The organism is Desulfotomaculum sp. OF05-3 (assembly GCF_003435535.1).
Classification (GTDB): domain Bacteria; phylum Bacillota; class Clostridia; order Lachnospirales; family Lachnospiraceae; genus Pilosibacter; species Pilosibacter fragilis.
In genome coordinates, this window is sequence record NZ_QWGO01000017.1 from 58,037 (window position 1) to 75,954 (window position 17,918).

The following is a 17,918-nucleotide window of genomic DNA, read 5'->3' on the forward strand; positions in this document are numbered from 1 at the left end:
CAAAATGATACCATACATTAATTCAAAAATCAAGCAGTTTTTTCATCATCCTGCCCAGAACTCCGCGCGATAAAGATCATCGCTCCATTTCCCGGAAGCTCCACTTCCATCACACCATCCACCACCGGGTATTTCAGGCTTCCTACATTGTAGCGCTTCGCGTCCGTGAGCATCACACGGACCATGGCATCTGCGGTCACCTCCGCTTCCCATACCGGGATCCGGACTCTCTGTGCATAGTCCTCGCTGTTCACCACGACGACTCCCTGCTCGTCTGCGTCGAACCTTCCGTAAGCGATCATGCCGTTCTCCGCCAACAGTGACTTAAACGCGCCCCGCCTGAACGCAGGAGTCCTGTTCCGAATCCCCGTCAGATACCGGTGGAATTCCGTGAGCTCCAGATCTTCCTTTCCCCACGGGAACGTTCTCCGGTTGTCCGGATCTGTCCAGCCGCAGACACCGGCCTCATCCCCGTAATAGATCGTCGGAGCCCCCGGCCATGTCATCTGGATCAGGGCGCCGGAGCGGAATGTTCCGTAATTGATGCCTTTTTCTGCGTTCTCAGCGTCCTCCGGCTTATAAAGCCGTCCCACCATGCGGTTCGTTCTCGTAAGGAATCTCGAGTGATCGTGGTTCGAAAGCTCATTCATCGCCGCGTATAGCGATCCCGTCTGCATCCGGCTCATATTGGAAAGCATGGAGCACATAAACGCCTGGCTGTTGTGGAGCAGGTGCTCATCCTTCCGCTCGCTGTGCTTCTCAAGGCCTGTGAGGAACCAGGAGATCGGCTCCATGAACGCATCGTAATTCATCACCGTGTCCCACTGATCCCCGGAAAGCCAGTCTGAAGCGTCCCCATAATGTTCCGCCAGGATCAGCGCGTCCGGGTTCACCTCCTTCACCGTCTTCCGGAAATCTCTCCAGAACCGGTGGTTCATCTCCGGTGAATGCCCGAGATCCGCCGCCACGTCAAGTCTCCAGCCATCGATGGAGTATGGCGGGGAGAGCCAGCGTTTCGCGATGTCCAGCACATACTGGTACAGCTTCTTGGATCCCTCGTAATTTAACTTCGGCAGCGTATTATGTCCCCACCAGCCTTCGTAGGAATCATTGTCCGGCCATCCGTCCTGATCTCCGAACAGGAAGAAATCCCGGTACGGACTGTCCGCTGTCAGGTAAGCCCCCGGCTCATACCCGCCGTCCTTCTCATAGATCTTCTCCCGGTCCATCCATTTATTGAAGGAACCGCAGTGGTTGAACACGCCGTCCAGGATAATCCGCATCCCCCTCTTATGGACCTCCTGCACAAAGCGGACAAAAAACTCATCGCTGGCCTCCAGATTTTCCCGGTCAGAGGTGCGCACGGAATACCGCTTCGCATTCCCGTTGTCTGACGCGTCTCCCGTCACAAGCCCGCCCTCATCCTTTACGATCACGCCGTAATGCGGATCGATATGCTCGTAATCCTGACAGTCGTACTTATGGTTCGACGGAGACACGAACACCGGACTCAGATAGAGGACCTCCACCTTCAGACTCTGAAGATAGTCTAACTTATCCCAGATCCCCTGAATATCACCGCCGTAAAACCGATCCACATCGAGAACCGAAAGCCGCTCATCCCATTTTTCCACCTTCGTCACCGGGAATCCGATGTAGACATACTCGTCCCCCAGAACATCGTTCGTCGGATCGCCGTTGTTAAACCGGTCCACGAAGATCTGGTACATCAGGGCACCCTTCGCCCATTCCGGTACATGGAATCCCGGTGTGATCACGAAAGGCGCATCCATGCCGCCGGCCTCCAGAACGCCGAGACGATTGTAATGGCAGACCTCGCTCCCCTTTACCGCTTCAAAATCATATCGCAGCGGGGTCTCCCCCACTAAAATCTCTGTCTCATAGAAATCAAATCTTCCGATGGATTCCTTTTTCTTAAGCTCCAGCCGCCTGCCCTCTTCCCGGCTTACGGCATCCCGGACCACCGCATACACATGATCCACATCCCCGGCTCCGGTCCGGAACCTGATCGTTACCTGCTCCCCGCACTCCGGTTCTTCCGGAATGCGGTACTCTTTTGTCCCATCACTGAAAAGTGCCGCCTTCAACATATTTTGAATGGCCTCCCTTACTGATCTGAAACGGCTGCCCGGTCAGCACGCAGCCGTATGACTGATATCTGTTTTCATTTACTTCACTCACAAGTGTTATTATACAGGATTGCACACCTGTTTGCACGTTTTTTTCTGAAAATAGATAGACCCGAAAATAGAAAGACCTGAAACCAGCCGCTCTGAACTGCGGCAAAAATTCCAGGTCTTTTGTCTAAAAATGGACAGAAAGAAAGCCAGCGGGGGGAACCACTGGCCTTCTTCCGGAAAAGGTATTATGTCTCTTATGGGGTATAGCAAAAACTATATAATGTATTGGGGGGTTACGTGTAGTAATATAGCATAGGAATCCGGATAAGTGTGCACAAACATTTAAAAACATGAAAAATTTTTTTGTTCATTCTGCCACTGGCCCATTTTTCTTTATGCATTTTTATCATTTCAAGCAAAAAATCGACGTTTGGCTGTATTTCTCTTGCACAAACGTCGATTTATTTAAGTTTCTAAAGTTTTACTCAAAATGACCCGTCAAAGCATTTCTAAGTCTTTCTTTTTCTGCTGCCCAGGGAACCACCGACGCAGAAATTTATTCTGTTGCTGCAGACTTTTCCTCAGCACCTGTAAATAAACGGTCAAACTCCGCCTGACCGATCTTCTCTTTCTCGATCAGCAGCGCAGAACACTTATGGAGAATATCCTCATGCTCCAGAATGATCTGTTTCGCCTTCGCATAGCACTCGTCGATGATCCGCTTTACCTCGCTGTCGATATCGGAGGCAACACGCTCGCCGTAGGATCTCGTATGCGCAAGATCTCTTCCGATGAACACCTCGTCATCATCACTGCCATAGTTGATCATTCCAAGCTTCTCAGACATACCGTACTGGGTCACCATCGCCCGGGCGATCGCGGATGCCTGCTTGATGTCCTGGGAGGCACCGGTGGTCACATCGCCGAAGATGATCTCCTCAGCGATCCGTCCGCCAAGGGAAACCATGATGGTCTCTAACATCTTACTCTTCGTGTTGAACATCTCATCCTTCTCCGGAAGCGGCATCGTGTATCCAGCCGCGCCCATGCCGGTCGGGATGATGGAGATCGTGTGGACCGGACCAACATCCGGGAGTTCATGGAACAGGATCGCGTGGCCCGTCTCATGGTAAGCCGTGATCTTCTTCTCCTTCTCGGAGATCACCTTGCTCTTCTTCTCCGCACCGATTCCGACCTTCACGAATGCCTGATCGATATCAGCCTGGAGAATATAGCGGCGGGACTGCTTTGCAGCGAGAATTGCCGCCTCATTTAAGAGGTTTTCCAGATCCGCACCGGTAAATCCGGCTGTGGTCTGTGCCACTCTTGTCAAATCTACATCGTCGCCCAGCGGCTTTTCTTTGGAGTGGACCTTTAAGATCTCCTCGCGTCCGCGGATATCCGGTTTTCCGACTCCGACCTTCCGGTCAAAACGGCCCGGTCTCAAGATCGCCGGATCCAGGATATCTACACGGTTTGTTGCCGCCATAACGATAATTCCCTCATTGACGCCGAAACCGTCCATCTCAACGAGGAGCTGGTTTAAGGTCTGCTCGCGCTCGTCATGTCCGCCGCCCATACCGGTACCGCGGCGTCTCGCAACGGCATCGATCTCATCAATAAAGACGATACACGGCGCGTTCTTCTTTGCGTCCTCGAAAAGGTCACGGACACGGGATGCGCCGACACCGACGAACATCTCTACGAAGTCCGATCCGGAAATGGAGAAGAACGGGACACCGGCCTCACCGGCAACCGCCTTCGCGAGAAGTGTCTTACCGGTTCCCGGAGGGCCCACAAGGATCACTCCCTTCGGGATCCTCGCGCCCACATCCGTATATTTCTTCGGATTCTTCAAGAAATCAACGATCTCTTCGAGTTCTTCCTTCTCCTCCTCAAGACCTGCGACCTTTGAGAAGTTCACGGAATTTGTCCGGCTCATCTTCGCGCGGCTCTTTCCAAAATTCATCATCTTGGAGTTTCCGCCGCCGCCACCGCCGAGTCTCGCGTTCATGAACATAAACATGAACATGATGACCACAGCGCTCAATGCTACCGGGATGATAACGGACATCAGGTAATTCTCCTGTGGAACATTCTCGACAATATAGTCGATAGAGTTTTCCCGGAGAAGTTTTTCTGCTTCTTTTACATCGGACACTGCGACAACTGCCCGGTCTCCGCTTTTCAGCAATATATCCAGGATTCCGGTCGGCGGCTGCTGGTTCTGATTGATGTCTACGGATTCGATGGTCTTATTCTCCACGGCCACCATGAATTCCTGGTGGGTCATCTCCTGGCTGAATAAGCTCCCCTGGCTCGTCAAGCTTGACGCGAATGTGATAAGCGCGATCACAAGCAGGACGAGACCGATTCCGCGGAACTGCTGGTTCTGTTTCAACTTGGGGTGCCTCCTTACTGCTGCTCCACAACGCCGATGAACGGAAGGTTGCGGTATTTCTGGTCATAATCGAGGCCATAGCCTACAACGAACTCATCCGGGATCGTAAAGCAGGTGTAATCAACTTTTACCTGTTTCTTTACGCGGCGCTCCGGCTTGTCAAGCAGAGTGCATAAGTGGATGGAGTTCGGATTTCTCTTGTGTAAAATATCGATAAGGTACGCAAGTGTGCGTCCGGAATCGATAATATCCTCCACGATCAGGACATTCTTTCCCTCAAGCGGCTGGTCCAGATCTTTGATGATCTTTACAACGCCGGAGGACTCTGTGCCGCTGCCGTAGCTGGACACGGACATAAAGTCCAGTGTAACCGGGACAGTCAGGCGCTTTGCAAGCTCACAGGTAAAGAATACACCGCCCTTTAAGATACAGATCAGATGAACCGCTTTTCCCTCATAGTCCTTGTTGATCTGCTCCGCGATCTCTTTGATCCGCCTGTCAACTTCTTCTTCATTTAATAATACACGAATTTTATCAGCCATGGTCTTCTCCTTTGCAATTCCAGATGCCTGCCTGTCTGCTGCCTTCCGGCTCTCCCCCACCAGGCAGGATCACCTCCGCCTCCAGGATGTGCTCAGTCTCATCTGTTATTTTATAATAATCACTGATTCGGTATCCGACTACCCATAATACATGGTCTCCATCTGCAAGGACCGGGATCCGGTCCCGCTCGTTTTCCGGGATCTTTTCATCGATCATATACCGGCGGAGCTTCTTTTTTCCACCCCCGGAAAGTGTGAGATAATCCCCATTTTTCCTGTATCTTATGGATAATCCAACGTTTATTTTATCATAGTCAAACCATTTCGTATACTGGTTTTTCGGAATTTCCAGCTCTTTTTCCCGGTGGACGGCATGGAGGCGGATGTGTGTTCCGCCCAGGTCCAGAATCTCATCCATATCTGTTTCCAGATTGATTTTATTTTCAAAAACTGGTTTTCTCTCCTGCTTCTGATCTGACTCAGACATTTGCGATGGATTTTTGTTCTGTACGATCCCTAATGTCTCATATCCACGCACCGCTTTGAGACCATATGGCAGGTCTACAGTATGCCCACCACCCGGACCGGAGAGATCCATTACGGAGCGGATATGGCGTTCCGTGATATCCTTCGCTTTCCCTGCGGCGTTTAGGATCATGCGGCGGACGATGTAGGTTTTCAGGATCTCGGGCTGTGGATCGAAAATGTCTGTGTTTATTTTTGTACACATTTTCATCTCATTTTCTGCCACTTTCGAGCTCTGACCTGTCCCAGGCTCTTTTCCATCTGCTTCCCCCGCATTTTTGGAATTTGGCTGTTTCCCCTCTTCTCTTCTTTTTGAACAGCTTTCTTCCAGAATTCTCTCTGCTTCCATCTCAAAATATGCGTCTGCCTGCGCCGCAAACTCCGACACCGCCAGAATATGTTCTGCTGCCCGGCTGTTTATATTCTCTGTCACCCAGGGCAGAAGTTCGTTTCGGATCTTGTTCCGAGTGTAGTCATTTTCCTTATTTGTGGAGTCTTCGCACCAGGAAAGCTCCTGCTCATTTAAGTATTCCTCAATTTCTTTCCGTGAAACACATAATAACGGCCGGATAATATTCTCCCGCACCGGCCGGATCCCGGAAAGTCCGGCAAGTCCGCTTCCCCGGAACAGATTCAAAAGCACCGTCTCCGCATCATCATCTTCATGATGTGCGACAGCGATCTTCGCGCATTGATACTTTTCCGCAGTCTCTCCCAAATGATGATATCTCAGGATCCGCCCTGCTTCTTCGCCCGATAAACCACGTTCCGCTGCATATTCTTCCACTTTCTCATGCGCCACGGTGAGCGGAATATTTAACCGCTCACAGAGTTCCATCACAAACCGCTCATCCCGGTCAGCCTCCGCTCCGCGGATCCCATGGTTCATATGAAATGCAAAGACTTTAATTCCAAGCTCCGCCGCCATCTCACGCAAAAGCAAAAGCAGGCAGACCGAGTCCGCGCCCCCCGACACTGCCGCCAGGACGCTGTCTCCCCGGTCTGTCATATGATTTTTCTTCATAAAGCTAAGAACTTTCTGCCGAAATCTGCCCGCTTTTACATCTGTTTTCACTGCTGTTTTTCCTGCCATTTTCTTCTCCGCTGTTTTTCCTGTAATGATATCTAAAATCTTTGTGCGTTTGTGATTACCTTTACCCGTATATTCCGCCCACCAGCACCGTCATATCATCCCGCGGCTCTCCCTCAAACGACAATGCAAACGTCAAGATCATCTCCGCCGTCTCCTGCACCCCCGTGTCGGGCAGACCATCCAGAAATTCCCGGAACGCTTTCTCCTTCTCCACTCCCGGCATAGCATCCAGGACTCCGTCACTGACCATAATGATCTTATCTCCGTCCCACAGCTTCCTCGATATCATCACCGGTTCCACGGGATTCAGCACTCCCGCCGGGACTGTTTCTGACTCCAGGACCTCTGCCTCGCCGCCGCCCCGCCGGTCCGGCAGTAAAAACGATGCCGCCGCCCCGAGCTTCATCATCTCCAGCACCCCCGTATAGAGGTTCACAAGTCCCAGATCCATCGTCGCCGGCCGGTCACCCATGCCATTCAGCAGGAGCACCGTGTTGATGAGCTTTAACGTAGACCGCGCCGAAAATCCCGTATCCAGAAGCTGCTCCGCCAGCTCCATGACCTGCTCGCTGTCAGCCCCAGCCGCCGGTCCGCTCCCCGTTCCGTCGGAGAGACTCAACGCCACCTGCCCCGGCAGCGTGTTCCGGAACATATAATTATCACCGGAGACTTCTTCCCCCTCTTTCGGGGTCTTCGCGCATCCAAACAGGATCCGGTAGCTTCCCTTTTCGATGAGACGCACCATGGACGATTTTCTCGTGACCAGCGTCTTCCCATTCCTCGCCGGGATAAATTCCGCCCCCACAGCCTGTCCAAACAACGCCGCCATGTCCTTCACGGTCACACACCGTCCGTTTCCTGTCCGTGCCGTGAGGAATGCCTCCCGGCGTCCATCCCCATATTTCAAAACGAGCATGTCCTCCAGGGCGATCCGCCGTTTCCGAAATGCCGCCCGCACCGCCGGAACCAGCGCCTCCGTCACATCCGCCGCCTGCTCCATCTGCCCGGAGAACTCCCCCAGGATCCCCGCCATCTCCTCAAACTGCAGCATGACCGCGTCCCTGCTCTCCAGAAACCGGTTCTTCCAGGCGAGATTCATCGTGGACCGCCCAAGACTTCTATTTAATTCCCGCAGATAATCCGTTTTCTTCCGGCACCGGTCCAGGAACTCCCTGGGCATGTCCGGATATTCCAGAGCGCCCTTTTTCTCGAAAGAGCGAAGCAGATAATAGAGGAAATAGTTCTCCCCGTCCTGATCCTCCAGGCATTCCTGTTTCATGCCACAGCGGTCGCAGCTCCCGCAGACCATGGACGCCGCCGATTCCAGTGCCGCGATCCCGTCCTCCCTGGAAAGTCCGGGATCTTCGCCGGAATTTTTCATAACCTTCGCAAGCTGTCCTAATGACTCAGATATCTCCGCAAGCCGCCCCGCCGCATAGCCCCCGGTCCCGGACAGCTTTCTATGTACCTCACGATTTCCAAACACAAAAATCCCTCCTAACCTGCGTACCCTGTCACAAAGACCGTTCCGATCTCCATGACCAGCTTTAACGGCGCAGAATACGCCATTTTATTATATGCAGGCAGGCGGGAAATATTTGTCGGATTCCCGTATTTAATTTTTAAAAGTTAGTGACATGATTCGCCCTAGCTTGATTCATCGGCCTTAAACAGAATTTCATCCTTATTTACAAGCCCCAGTTTCTCTTTCGCGACCTTCTCAATATACTGCTTCGTCTGAACATACACGCGGTACTCCTCGAGTTCCGCGGCTCTCGCCTCTTCCTTCGCGAGGGACTTCTCAAGCGCCTGTTCCCGCGCCTGATATTCCAGATCGCGTTCTCTCAGGGAAGCGCCGCCGATATGGACTACCACAGCAAGACTCGCTACGACCACCGTGATTCCAATTAACGCCATCCGGTTGCTCAGACTGTTTTTCGATTTTCTTTTATTTCGTCTGTTCCGGTTTTCTCCCATGATTTCTCGCTTCCTTCTGGATTTTCCCTCCCGTTCTAACCAACAAAACGATTCTATCTTTTAATCTTATACCATTTTTTCAGCTTTTTCAATAGCTGAAACACATTCCGGCTAATGATTTTATCATAAAAAATCATGCCGAAAAACACACACGCAATGATGTACGCCCGAACAATACCGCTGTTCTCGTAAAACAGCAGAAGAAACGTCATGACAGCCGCATAGATCCAGTAAAAAAAATCCTCGATCCCCGTCCACAGCCGCCCATGGGGAACAAAAAAGCGGAATAGCCGCAAAAAGTCATAACTCGCCATCAAAATAAAGCCGAGCACCGTACTCATGCCAACCAGGCGGACTTCCAGAGTAAGATAAGGACTCACAAGGCACCTCCGAGTTTAAATTTCCTGCTTATTTTCTCTTTCATGGTCTCATTTTTCGTCACATGATCTATTTTCTGCGGTTACCTGAATTTTTCCTCATGAACTCTTTCATCACTGCTTTTCCACTACTTAAATAATTTTGCAAAAAATGATTCCCCGCTCTTCGCGCCGCCGCCCGCCGAATACACAAGGCTGTCCGTCCTGCCCTCAATATCGATCTCACCTTTTTCCAGACTCAGCCGGTTTACATGGAGGTCTTTTCCCTTGATGGTCAGAAGTCCCATGTCCGTGTCCAGCACGATGGAGTTCTCGTCAAAGGAGATCACATCCAGGATCCCCGTGAGATTTCCCTGATTCCGATTATTCAAAACGATCTTATGCGCCATTCCCGGATTCTCTTCCATAAAAACCTCCTGTATATGTAAATATGTTTTAAATATATGAAGTAAAAAAATTTTTATGCTGTAATTCACAAGCGAAAACCCCAGAGAGGCCATTCTCTGGGGTTTTCATTTGGGCTAATTGCCACTGTCGTTTCCGTCTAACCGCTTGCAAATGTAGTATGCGATCACACTTGCCATAACGGAAACTCGCGCCTTACATAAAAAACCTCATCAGTTTTTTACTGTGAGGTTTTTCCTAAATATATTCAAACATTTCCTTCGTATCTTCCTTGCGGATCGTCTCCTGCACGCTCGTCACACGGACCTTGACGGCTTTTGTTCCAAATGCCACCTCAATCACATCTCCGACCTTAACTTCCGCGCTGGCTCTCGCAATCTTATCATTCAGCATCACACGGCCGCTGTCGCACGCCTCGTTTGCCACGGTTCTGCGCTTGATGATACGGGATACCTTCAGATATTTGTCTAAACGCATAACTTGCTCCTTTTCTGCGGCACCATCGCCGCCGGACTTCCTGCTGCCCGCCTGTCCAGGCGAACCCCGGAAACAATTTCCCCCTCCGCAATACGCATATCACGGAGGGGATCCAAACACGTGCTGCCTACACAGCCACTTTTATCATTCTAAACAGAATTAAGCGTTAACCATATCCTTTAAAGCCTTACCAGCTTTGAATTTCGGGTTCTTGGAAGCTGCGATCGTGATCTTCTCGCCTGTAAGCGGGTTTCTTCCCTCTCTAGCCTCTCTCTCGGATACCTCGAATGTACCGAAGCCAACTAACTGTACCTTCTCACCTTTAACTAACTCTGCTGCAATAACATCCGTGAAAGCCTTCAGTGCCTTCTCAGCATCTTTCTTGGAGAGTTCTGCCTGCTCAGCAACTGCTGCGATTAATTCTGTCTTGTTCATTTGTTTTATTTCCTCCTAAAATTCATTTCAAACCTGCGGACAAAGCCTGCCCGAAGGACCTTTGCATTGCACTCTTACATTTATATATGTTTCTGCATTCTTTGTCAAGGATTTTTGCCCGTTTTTGCCGTGTTTTTGCGCACTTTTCGTCAGTGTGCGGCGGCCCGTTTTTTCTTTTCCTCCCGCTCCTGTTTCTTGATCGCTTCCCAGAGGTCCTTCTCGTTCTCCACCTCCGGAATCTCGCCTCCGAAGACCCGTGGATGGCGGCGGATCATCTTCTCGCAGATGCCGTTCACCACATCATCCACGGTAAAATTTCCCTGCTCCGCCTCGATCTCACTGTGGAACATGACCTGGAACAGGACATCCCCCAGCTCCTCGCAGAGATTTTCCGTGTCATGAGCATCGATCGCCTCCAGCACCTCCGCGCATTCCTCCACGAGATGCTTTTTCAACGTGTCATGATCCTGCGCCCGGTCCCATGGACAGCCATCCTCCGCACGCAGTGTCTTCATGATCTGCTTTAAGTCCTCGAATGTATACATAGTATTTCCTCACCTTATCCGTTTTCATTCATTTTTCTGCTGTTTCGAGCCTCTGACGATCGCCCGGTCCTCTCCCCGTCGGTTCCGCCTACGCTCTCCGCCAACAGTTTTAAATACTATTTTCTACTATCATTGTAACTGGATTCTATTTCTCTGGCAATATGCATTCTGTTTTTTAACTGCAATCCATCACCGTCCATTTGTTCCAATTTAATCCGCACCAAACATACTCCACTTGTCCTCCTGAAATCTTTTATTTTTTCTACATATTTGCACCAATTGACGATTCCATGAAAAAAAGTTATACTCTTAATTGTCGTGTCTTTTGACATATCATCACTCTAATTGAGCTATTCCTCGATTACAATTTCACAGGAGGACATCATGAATATCACACAAAAACAAAAGGGCATCCTCTTTATGATCCTGTCCGCGCTTTCTTTCGCCTCCATGCAGGTCGTTGTCCGTATGAGCCGCGAAATTCCAACGATGGAGCAGATCTGTGTCCGCAATCTCTTCATCCTGATCGTTTCCTTTTTCATCATCCGTAAAAAACGTGGTTCCTACTACGGCCCGAAAAAATACCAGCCGTACCTGTTCGGCCGCTCTTTCTTCGGATTTCTGGGCCTGATCACGCTGTTCTACGCCTCCAGCCATGCTGCACAGGGAGATGTCACCGTATTAAATAAGCTCTCCCCGATCTTTGTCACACTGCTGGCTGCTGTGTTTATGAAGGAGAAGCTTTCCCCGATCCAGATCCCGGCGCTGGCACTGTCCGTTATCGGCGCATTCATCGTATTCCGTCCGAGCTTCCAGTCCGACCCATTTCCGCTGGTAGTCGCGCTGCTCTCCGCCATCACATCCGGCGTTGCGTACACGTTTCTCGGCTACTTTAAGGGAAAAGTCGACGGAATCACCGTTATCATGCACTTTTCAACCTTCAGCGTGTTCGGTTCCCTGCCGTTCGTCATCAGCAATTTCGTTATGCCAGACCCGCATCAGTTTATGCTGCTCATGCTGATCAGCCTCTTCGGCTCCCTGGGCCAGGTATTCATCACCTACGCTTACCGCTTCGCCCCGGCATCCGAGATCAGTATCTACAACTACTCCGGAATCCTGTTCAGCATCGTTCTCGGCGCAGCGATCCTCGGCGAGCCTGTAAAATCCACCTCAATCCTCGGCGGCGCATTGGTTGCGATTGCTTCGATCATGGTGTATATCTATGGGAATTCGAAGAAGCAGGCTGGGAAATAAAGTTCTTTCAGCCCAAACTAGCGTAGACCGAATAATTACGTGTATAAAGAATGTCAGAATCCGAAAAGTCTACCCGCATGAACATAGTCTGGATACACTGTTCACCTGCGGAACCGCCACCGGCAGCTTCTTCCGGATGCATGGCAATTAGAAATGTGCATTTGCATAATGCCTTTTATTTAGATCGTTTGTAACTATTCAGTACCTTCATAGTTACACGCAAAAATCCATTCCAGATCAGCTTCGCTGATGGGATTTTTGCCCTCCAGCCTATGTTTTCTTACGGTCAGCGCAGCAAGTGCGCAGACCTACTGAACAGTTACGATCGTTTTTTGATTCGGTGTAAATAAAAGTCAAAGTCCACATGATAATATTTATTGAAGTGATCTCTTCTAAAATATCATCATGTGGACTTTTTTCGTTTTTTATCTTACCAGGCATATTTTCTCAACATTTTTACTGCTGTTTCAAATCTCGCCCAGCCTCAATTCTCAGCTCTCCATCTGCCGTCCCAGAAATCCCGCCGCCGTCGCCGCCAAACGCACCTCCGCATCCGCGAACTTCGCCCTCGGCTCCCTGCTCATCACAATGACCGACCCGATCGCGTCACCTTCACAGATGATCGGAGTGATCACCTGCGCAGTGATTCCCTCGCTGTCATCGTCCGTCACAGGCGTGAACGCCCGCTCATCCTTTCCCGCCTGCACCGTCATCCGCTCCTGGATCACATGCTCCAGCGCCCGGCTGATAGGCTTCTGGAAAAAGTCTTTTTTCGCCCCGCCGGCCGCCGCGACCACCTGGTCCCGGTCCGTGATGCAGACCATAAGCCCTGTCGACTGCGCCATCGCGTCTGCATACTGCCCTGCAAACGCATTCAGTTCCATCATCGGCGAGTACTTCTTCAGAATGATCTCCCCCTCACGGTCCGTGAAGATCTCTAACGGCGTTCCTTCGCGCAAACGAAGTGTCCGCCTGATCTCCTTCGGAACCACCACACGTCCGAGGTCATCAATTCTTCTTACAATTCCCGTAGCTTTCATAACGTCTATTCCTCCTGCATACCACTACTTCCATATCGTGTGACTTATGGGTAGTATGTGGAAAAATGTCGGGATTATTCCTATTTTACTTCAACCAGTTCAATCTTGAAGTTCAGCTCTTTCCCCGCCATCTCATGGTTCGCGTCAAGAGTGATCATCTTCTCGTCCTTCGCGGTAACCTTCACCGGGAACGGCTGGCCGCTCTGGTTTGTGAGGTATACCTGCTGTCCAACCTCAAGGTCCTCGGAACCCGGGAGATTTGCGATCTCGAGTGTGAGGATCATATTCGGATTCGGCATTCCGTAAGCTTCCTCCGGCATCAGGTGGATCTCCTTGATCTCACCGACCTCCATATCCGCAACAGCCGCGTCAAATCCCTTGATCATCTGTCCAGCGCCACATACAAACTCTAACGGCTCGCCGCGGTCGTAGGAAGAGTCAAACTGTGTACCATCGTTAAAAGTACCTCTGTAATGTGTGCGGCATGTCTTTCCAACATTGCGTCCTGTCATCTTTAAGTTCCTCCGATATTCTCTATTATTTCCTGCACGCCTGCGTTCTATCATGGTCAGCGCGGCAAATGTGCAGACCTCATCCGCAAAACCTGCCGATAACAGGTTTTTCACGAATGTTCTATAACGAAATCATGCATTCCTATCCAGTATACCTGTTAAAAAGAATATTGGCAACTTATTTCAGGTACCGCCGCACTTCATTTTTCTGTTTCACAGCCGGATTCTGCTCACGATATCGCAAACAGCTGCATTTCCGCAATCTGTTATGCACCAAATTTTGCCACACAGGATCTTTACTGTCCCTGCCTCTTCTTTTTCTTCTCCAGCTCCTCCTGCTTCTGCCGCTCCTCTTCCAGTCCCGGAGACCATAAAAGCTCGTCGCTCTCATCGAACACGATCTCCATCACATCCTCCACGCGGCAGTCCAGAATTCTGCATAAAGTCTCCACGGTATGCGTCGAAATATATAAATTCTTCCGCAGCCTGTTCAACTGACCATTGCTGATTCCATATGTCTTGATCAGGCGATACTGGCTGATGCCTTTTCTCTGCATTGTCTCCCATAACCTTGTATATTTAACCATACCGTTTTCTCCTTTGTCTCATCTCTCGCCGTTATTTCCAGGACATTCCAGGCTGACCCGTTCAATCCATAGACTCGTAATCCGGCAGAAACCGCCTAAATTCTTCTCTTTCGGTTTCCACGCCTGCTCACCAGCGATACATTTTCTATTTTCTCATTTGTATTTCCTGCCAACATCCGCAAGATTCGACCTGTTTTTCCTTATATTTCCACAAATTCCCCTAAATATCTTTTATTCTTTACTATGGCAGAACTTCTGCCGCATTATATAAGGAAAGGAGGCGTTTCTCATGATCGATTACAGCCCGCTCTGGAACACCTTAAAGTCAAAAGGCATCAACCAGTACCGCCTGATCCGCAGCTATCATTTCAGCTCCGGCCAGCTCCATCGGATCCGTAAAAATGAACATGTATCCACACATACTCTGGAAACTCTGTGCCGGATCTTAAACTGCAGCGTTGCGGACATCGTCCGCATCTCATTTGACCGCGTGGAAAAAGAATCGTAAAAATATCTGGTCTTTATCGGAACTCTTTTCCGGTAAAGATCAGTGTCAATTCGCCTTATTTTCCTTCTCCTCGTCCTCGAAAGAAACCTCCATCACATCCTCGATCCGGCAGTCCAGGATCCGGCAGAGCGTCTCCAACGTATGCGTCGAAACATATGTATTCTTCTTCAGACGGCTCATCTGGCCGGAGCTTAAGCCAAACTCCTTGATCAACCGATATTGACTGATCTTTCTCTTCTCCATGGTCTCCCACAAGCGATTGTAACTTATCATTTTATCCTCCGTGCATATCAGCCCAACACACTTTTCAGCCCGCAAAATATCCGCAAATCTGACAAACAGTTACTCTGATGTCTTCTATATAACATACATTGACACTATTTGTATATTGCCCATATTCGGACTATATATGTTCCACGTTCGGTCACGGTCAGGTATACGACGCGCGAATGGCCAATTTTTCAGCTTATGCACGGATTCTGTGCTCTGTTTCAATCATTGTTTTCTATGAACTGACAGAATCTTCTTCTGACATTTTTTCGGATACATGGCAATCAAAAACGCCAGTCAGCCATTTCTGACTGACCGGCCATCATAATCACTGATCACACAAATTACAGGCATCCGCCTGCCGCTTTTTCATTTTCCCCTTTACAGGCAGTTCACCTGCCGCTTTTTCATTTCCCCTTTTCGGATATTTCACCTGCCGCTTTTTCATTTCCCCTTTTGCAGGTATTTCACCTGCCGCTTTTTCATATTTAATTTCCTGCGCACCTGCAGTTATTATCGCCGTCAGTCCGCTTTGCTTCCGGACTCTTATCTTCCACCTGAACCAGCAGACGTTCAAGCTGCATCTTCTCCCGGTTCCAGCGGTAAATCGTCGACTGCTCCGCGGAACAGTTTCTCTCACCATTTATCGTATCGATGATCGCCGACCTCGAATAATGCTTATGAGGAACCATGATGTCCGGGAGTTCCAGATGAACACGCCCACACACCGTACACTTGTATCGCCGCAAAACAAATGTATCCACCGTACCATCCGCAAAAATCACCTTCCGCCTCTTGCTGTCACGGATCTTCATCTCTCCACCGCACTGCGGGCATCCCGGAACGCTTGACGGAACAATATAATACATTCCATTCTGCTCTTTGATTTTGTAATTCTTTAACACGACCATATTCATTCCTCCTCCATTCGTCATATTCGTAGGACCACATCCGCCTATCGGTTCAAATAAACCTGTATTCCGGTTCTTTAGGGTTTTAACCAGAATTTCACCAAAGTTCTGCCGCCGTTTTCCGCTCATTTCTCTGGCAAACGACCACGTTTTTTCGGAAAAATTCCGGTCTGATCAACATGTTCTACTAATATAAACGTAATAAAATTGGATTTGTGACGAAAAAATGGAAAAAAATTGAAGTTTTTTACTTTCTTTTGTTACCATTTCGCCTCCCGAATCTCCATAAACTCATTTTTATCCTTCCCTATCCTTCTCCACTCTTCAACTGCCGGAACATGTTCCACCATTTTTTGAAGTTCTGCTGCCAGTGCACAAGTTTTCGCACGCATAAGAATTTTTTCTCTCGCTATGCTCTCAGTGTCATCACTGCAAGGCACTGTTGTTTTTACAAGCTACATTAACTTTATATTCAGCAGAGGCAGCACACTCTCCGATAAGTAATTTTTCTTCGCAAGGCACAAGAAGAAGTCGATTAAATTCATTTCCTTTCCCGCAGTTACATCCATAAGCCGACAGGAAAATACTTTCTCAATTTTTCTAATGCACGAAAGCATATACAGATCCGCTTTCAGCTCTTCCTTACTATTATTATTCATAGACTCATCCTCACTTCTGCTCTTCGATTATTTATTTTTATACTTAGTATCTGTTTCCTCGCTCTTCTTCAAACGCTTTCTAAAATCATTATATAATTTGTCCCTGGAGTGTGCAACAATGTCCGCCCCTCACCTCACCATCCTAGCCCCAAAATTTTAGGCCCACATTTTATTTGTAAACGCTTACGCTTGATCTTTACTACAAAAAGTCCCACAAGCAATAAAAAATTTGAGAGTTAATCAACTTTCAAAAACACTTTCAAGCATACTGCAAATAGCTTAAAACAAGTATATTCCGGAATGAACGTTAATATTTTAGAAAGTTCACATTGAATACACGGGGATTATGAGGATCTGAACGCGCTTCACAGTGCGCTCAGCGATTACCTTCGTTTCTACTTTGCACATCAGGATGATGTCGAATCCTCTTCCTGTTACGAAAATATTCTCGGGCTCTGCTACGATATCCGCCATGCCTATCAGGGAGATCGAAATATTGAATCCGTCGATAATAACTACGAAAATATAGGGCAGCTGGCATCCTGCATCTTTTCCGTTGACAGTCAGTCCCTTCAGAAAGAACGCAATAAATATAAGTCCGGAAACCTCTATTTTAATGTTGAAGTCCTCTATCCCTGGGCTATCTTTTATCTGTACACTCTGCAGGCAATCGTCGAAGACCATTATTATGCCTCCTGGTTTGACGATGAAGATTTTTATAATGAGTATCTGGCCGAGAAAGATCTGGCACTGATCACTCATTTTGTCCAGCTTCTTTGGGATAAATTGAGAAATCATCTCCCCGAGGAGGTTATGAAGGTAGTCTGGACCTACACCAGAACCTACAACCATATCGAATACTATTTCTTCTATCCTGATCTGTATATGGAATGGCTTTGTACATACTGGATCAATGGCGTAAAAACACGATCAGAACGGCAGGAACTGCTTTGTCTGGAGCTTTCCTCTCTCCTCGATGAAGACCCGGATGAAGCACAGGAGGCCGTCCAAAAAGCAGCTCTGATAAAAGAAAAAGCCCCCGGCAGAGCCAAGGGCATACAATCCTCTGGGAAAACAGATTTCAACACTTCGGAAGCTGCGGACAAAGCAGCAGACTTAGAAAGAAATATCCTGACATTCCAGGCGGATATCGCCAATACGATCCTCACCGGGCTGGAGCAATATGATACGTATGCCGAAATTTTCTACAATCGTCCCGTCCCCTGTGAACCTCACATGACTAAAGTCACATGCTTCTC

At 49.1% G+C, this 17,918-nt stretch carries 20 protein-coding genes; 3 read left to right on the forward strand and 17 right to left on the reverse strand.

The genetic code is table 11. The annotated features are described in order from the left end of the window. Nucleotides 1–29: 29 nt before the first annotated feature. From DXA87_RS10460 to DXA87_RS10510, 11 genes are all read right to left on the reverse strand, one after another. Nucleotides 30–2,111 carry a glycoside hydrolase family 13 protein gene (locus DXA87_RS10460; protein WP_199537922.1) on the reverse strand — a complete coding sequence of 694 codons (2,082 nt, stop codon included), beginning with the start codon at nt 2,109–2,111 and terminating at the stop codon, nt 30–32. A gap of 586 nt (nt 2,112–2,697) precedes the next feature. Next, nucleotides 2,698–4,542, reverse strand: coding sequence for an ATP-dependent zinc metalloprotease FtsH (gene ftsH / locus DXA87_RS10465; RefSeq protein WP_199537923.1), 1,845 nt, complete (start codon nt 4,540–4,542; stop codon nt 2,698–2,700). A gap of 14 nt (nt 4,543–4,556) precedes the next feature. Beyond that, on the reverse strand, nt 4,557–5,084 hold the full coding sequence (gene hpt / locus DXA87_RS10470) for a hypoxanthine phosphoribosyltransferase (RefSeq protein ID WP_015552347.1): 528 nt from the start codon (nt 5,082–5,084) through the stop codon (nt 4,557–4,559). Further along, nucleotides 5,077–6,702, reverse strand: coding sequence for a tRNA lysidine(34) synthetase TilS (gene tilS, locus DXA87_RS10475; RefSeq protein WP_117504286.1), 1,626 nt, complete (start codon nt 6,700–6,702; stop codon nt 5,077–5,079). The genes hpt and tilS overlap by 8 nt, the downstream gene beginning before the upstream one ends. A gap of 61 nt (nt 6,703–6,763) precedes the next feature. Continuing rightward, nucleotides 6,764–8,188 carry a SpoIIE family protein phosphatase gene (locus tag DXA87_RS10480; RefSeq protein WP_117504289.1) on the reverse strand — a complete coding sequence of 475 codons (1,425 nt, stop codon included), beginning with the start codon at nt 8,186–8,188 and terminating at the stop codon, nt 6,764–6,766. A gap of 161 nt (nt 8,189–8,349) precedes the next feature. Beyond that, the gene (locus DXA87_RS10485; RefSeq protein ID WP_015552345.1) at nt 8,350–8,679 is read right to left on the reverse strand and encodes a septum formation initiator family protein; all 330 of its coding nucleotides are present in this window, start codon (nt 8,677–8,679) and stop codon (nt 8,350–8,352) included. Nucleotides 8,680–8,732: 53 nt separating this feature from the next. Further along, nucleotides 8,733–9,059: a spore cortex biosynthesis protein YabQ gene (yabQ, locus tag DXA87_RS10490; protein ID WP_242990631.1), complete on the reverse strand. Its 327-nt coding sequence runs from the start codon at nt 9,057–9,059 to the stop codon at nt 8,733–8,735. A 125-nt stretch (nt 9,060–9,184) separates the two neighbouring features. Continuing rightward, a complete protein-coding gene (yabP, locus tag DXA87_RS10495) occupies nt 9,185–9,463 on the reverse strand; it encodes a sporulation protein YabP (RefSeq protein ID WP_021905775.1) in 279 nt (92 codons plus the stop codon). Between the two features lie 235 nt (nt 9,464–9,698). After that, nucleotides 9,699–9,938 carry an RNA-binding S4 domain-containing protein gene (locus DXA87_RS10500; RefSeq protein WP_015552343.1) on the reverse strand — a complete coding sequence of 80 codons (240 nt, stop codon included), beginning with the start codon at nt 9,936–9,938 and terminating at the stop codon, nt 9,699–9,701. Between the two features lie 159 nt (nt 9,939–10,097). After that, nucleotides 10,098–10,373 carry an HU family DNA-binding protein gene (locus tag DXA87_RS10505; RefSeq protein ID WP_015552342.1) on the reverse strand — a complete coding sequence of 92 codons (276 nt, stop codon included), beginning with the start codon at nt 10,371–10,373 and terminating at the stop codon, nt 10,098–10,100. Nucleotides 10,374–10,522: 149 nt separating this feature from the next. Next, a complete protein-coding gene (locus DXA87_RS10510; protein WP_015552341.1) occupies nt 10,523–10,918 on the reverse strand; it encodes a MazG nucleotide pyrophosphohydrolase domain-containing protein in 396 nt (131 codons plus the stop codon). A gap of 384 nt (nt 10,919–11,302) precedes the next feature. Between DXA87_RS10510 and DXA87_RS10515 the strand changes: the two genes are divergently transcribed. After that, entirely contained in the window at nt 11,303–12,172 is an 870-nt protein-coding gene (locus DXA87_RS10515) for a DMT family transporter (protein WP_015552340.1), read from the forward strand. A 491-nt stretch (nt 12,173–12,663) separates the two neighbouring features. Here the strand turns inward: DXA87_RS10515 and spoVT are convergent, their stop codons facing one another. The 3 genes from spoVT to DXA87_RS10530 all read right to left on the reverse strand — a co-directional run bounded on the left by spoVT (nt 12,664) and on the right by DXA87_RS10530 (nt 14,311). Further along, the gene (gene spoVT / locus DXA87_RS10520) at nt 12,664–13,212 is read right to left on the reverse strand and encodes a stage V sporulation protein T (protein WP_015552339.1); all 549 of its coding nucleotides are present in this window, start codon (nt 13,210–13,212) and stop codon (nt 12,664–12,666) included. Between the two features lie 80 nt (nt 13,213–13,292). Then, nucleotides 13,293–13,724 carry a peptidylprolyl isomerase gene (locus DXA87_RS10525; RefSeq protein WP_015552338.1) on the reverse strand — a complete coding sequence of 144 codons (432 nt, stop codon included), beginning with the start codon at nt 13,722–13,724 and terminating at the stop codon, nt 13,293–13,295. Between the two features lie 296 nt (nt 13,725–14,020). Beyond that, entirely contained in the window at nt 14,021–14,311 is a 291-nt protein-coding gene (locus tag DXA87_RS10530; RefSeq protein WP_015552337.1) for a helix-turn-helix transcriptional regulator, read from the reverse strand. Nucleotides 14,312–14,600: 289 nt separating this feature from the next. Here DXA87_RS10530 and DXA87_RS10535 point away from each other — a divergent pair, with 289 nt between their 5' ends. Next, nucleotides 14,601–14,819: a helix-turn-helix transcriptional regulator gene (locus DXA87_RS10535; protein ID WP_015552336.1), complete on the forward strand. Its 219-nt coding sequence runs from the start codon at nt 14,601–14,603 to the stop codon at nt 14,817–14,819. Nucleotides 14,820–14,864: 45 nt separating this feature from the next. On the opposite strand, the gene DXA87_RS10540 is transcribed toward DXA87_RS10535, so the two are convergent. The 3 genes from DXA87_RS10540 to DXA87_RS10555 form a co-directional block, all read right to left on the reverse strand. Next, nucleotides 14,865–15,092: a helix-turn-helix transcriptional regulator gene (locus DXA87_RS10540; protein WP_117470870.1), complete on the reverse strand. Its 228-nt coding sequence runs from the start codon at nt 15,090–15,092 to the stop codon at nt 14,865–14,867. A 485-nt stretch (nt 15,093–15,577) separates the two neighbouring features. Beyond that, nucleotides 15,578–16,000 (reverse strand): DUF6431 domain-containing protein, encoded by a 423-nt coding sequence (locus tag DXA87_RS10545; RefSeq protein WP_117483470.1) that lies wholly within the window; start codon nt 15,998–16,000, stop codon nt 15,578–15,580. Between the two features lie 983 nt (nt 16,001–16,983). Further along, entirely contained in the window at nt 16,984–17,421 is a 438-nt protein-coding gene (locus DXA87_RS10555; protein WP_147326525.1) for a hypothetical protein, read from the reverse strand. Between the two features lie 51 nt (nt 17,422–17,472). On the opposite strand from DXA87_RS10555, the gene DXA87_RS10560 reads away from it, so the two are divergent. Then, on the forward strand, nt 17,473–17,918 hold a 446-nt coding region (locus DXA87_RS10560), incomplete at its 3' end, for a hypothetical protein (RefSeq protein ID WP_147326526.1).

Excerpts from the sequence above, each read along its gene's own strand:
- DXA87_RS10460 (WP_199537922.1), bottom strand. The coding sequence starts at position 2,111 with ATGTTGAAGGCGGCACTTTTCAGTGATGGGACAAAAGAGTACCGCATT.
- hpt (WP_015552347.1), bottom strand. The coding sequence starts at position 5,084 with ATGGCTGATAAAATTCGTGTATTATTAAATGAAGAAGAAGTTGACAGG.
- tilS (WP_117504286.1), bottom strand. The coding sequence starts at position 6,702 with ATGGCAGGAAAAACAGCAGTGAAAACAGATGTAAAAGCGGGCAGATTT.
- DXA87_RS10485 (WP_015552345.1), bottom strand. The coding sequence starts at position 8,679 with ATGGGAGAAAACCGGAACAGACGAAATAAAAGAAAATCGAAAAACAGT.
- yabP (WP_021905775.1), bottom strand. The coding sequence starts at position 9,463 with ATGGAAGAGAATCCGGGAATGGCGCATAAGATCGTTTTGAATAATCGG.
- DXA87_RS10500 (WP_015552343.1), bottom strand. The coding sequence starts at position 9,938 with ATGCGTTTAGACAAATATCTGAAGGTATCCCGTATCATCAAGCGCAGA.
- DXA87_RS10505 (WP_015552342.1), bottom strand. The coding sequence starts at position 10,373 with ATGAACAAGACAGAATTAATCGCAGCAGTTGCTGAGCAGGCAGAACTC.
- DXA87_RS10510 (WP_015552341.1), bottom strand. The coding sequence starts at position 10,918 with ATGTATACATTCGAGGACTTAAAGCAGATCATGAAGACACTGCGTGCG.
- DXA87_RS10515 (WP_015552340.1), top strand. The coding sequence starts at position 11,303 with ATGAATATCACACAAAAACAAAAGGGCATCCTCTTTATGATCCTGTCC.
- spoVT (WP_015552339.1), bottom strand. The coding sequence starts at position 13,212 with ATGAAAGCTACGGGAATTGTAAGAAGAATTGATGACCTCGGACGTGTG.
- DXA87_RS10525 (WP_015552338.1), bottom strand. The coding sequence starts at position 13,724 with ATGACAGGACGCAATGTTGGAAAGACATGCCGCACACATTACAGAGGT.
- DXA87_RS10530 (WP_015552337.1), bottom strand. The coding sequence starts at position 14,311 with ATGGTTAAATATACAAGGTTATGGGAGACAATGCAGAGAAAAGGCATC.
- DXA87_RS10535 (WP_015552336.1), top strand. The coding sequence starts at position 14,601 with ATGATCGATTACAGCCCGCTCTGGAACACCTTAAAGTCAAAAGGCATC.
- DXA87_RS10540 (WP_117470870.1), bottom strand. The coding sequence starts at position 15,092 with ATGATAAGTTACAATCGCTTGTGGGAGACCATGGAGAAGAGAAAGATC.
- DXA87_RS10545 (WP_117483470.1), bottom strand. The coding sequence starts at position 16,000 with ATGGTCGTGTTAAAGAATTACAAAATCAAAGAGCAGAATGGAATGTAT.
- DXA87_RS10555 (WP_147326525.1), bottom strand. The coding sequence starts at position 17,421 with ATGAGTGATCAGTGCCAGATCTTTCTCGGCCAGATACTCATTATAAAA.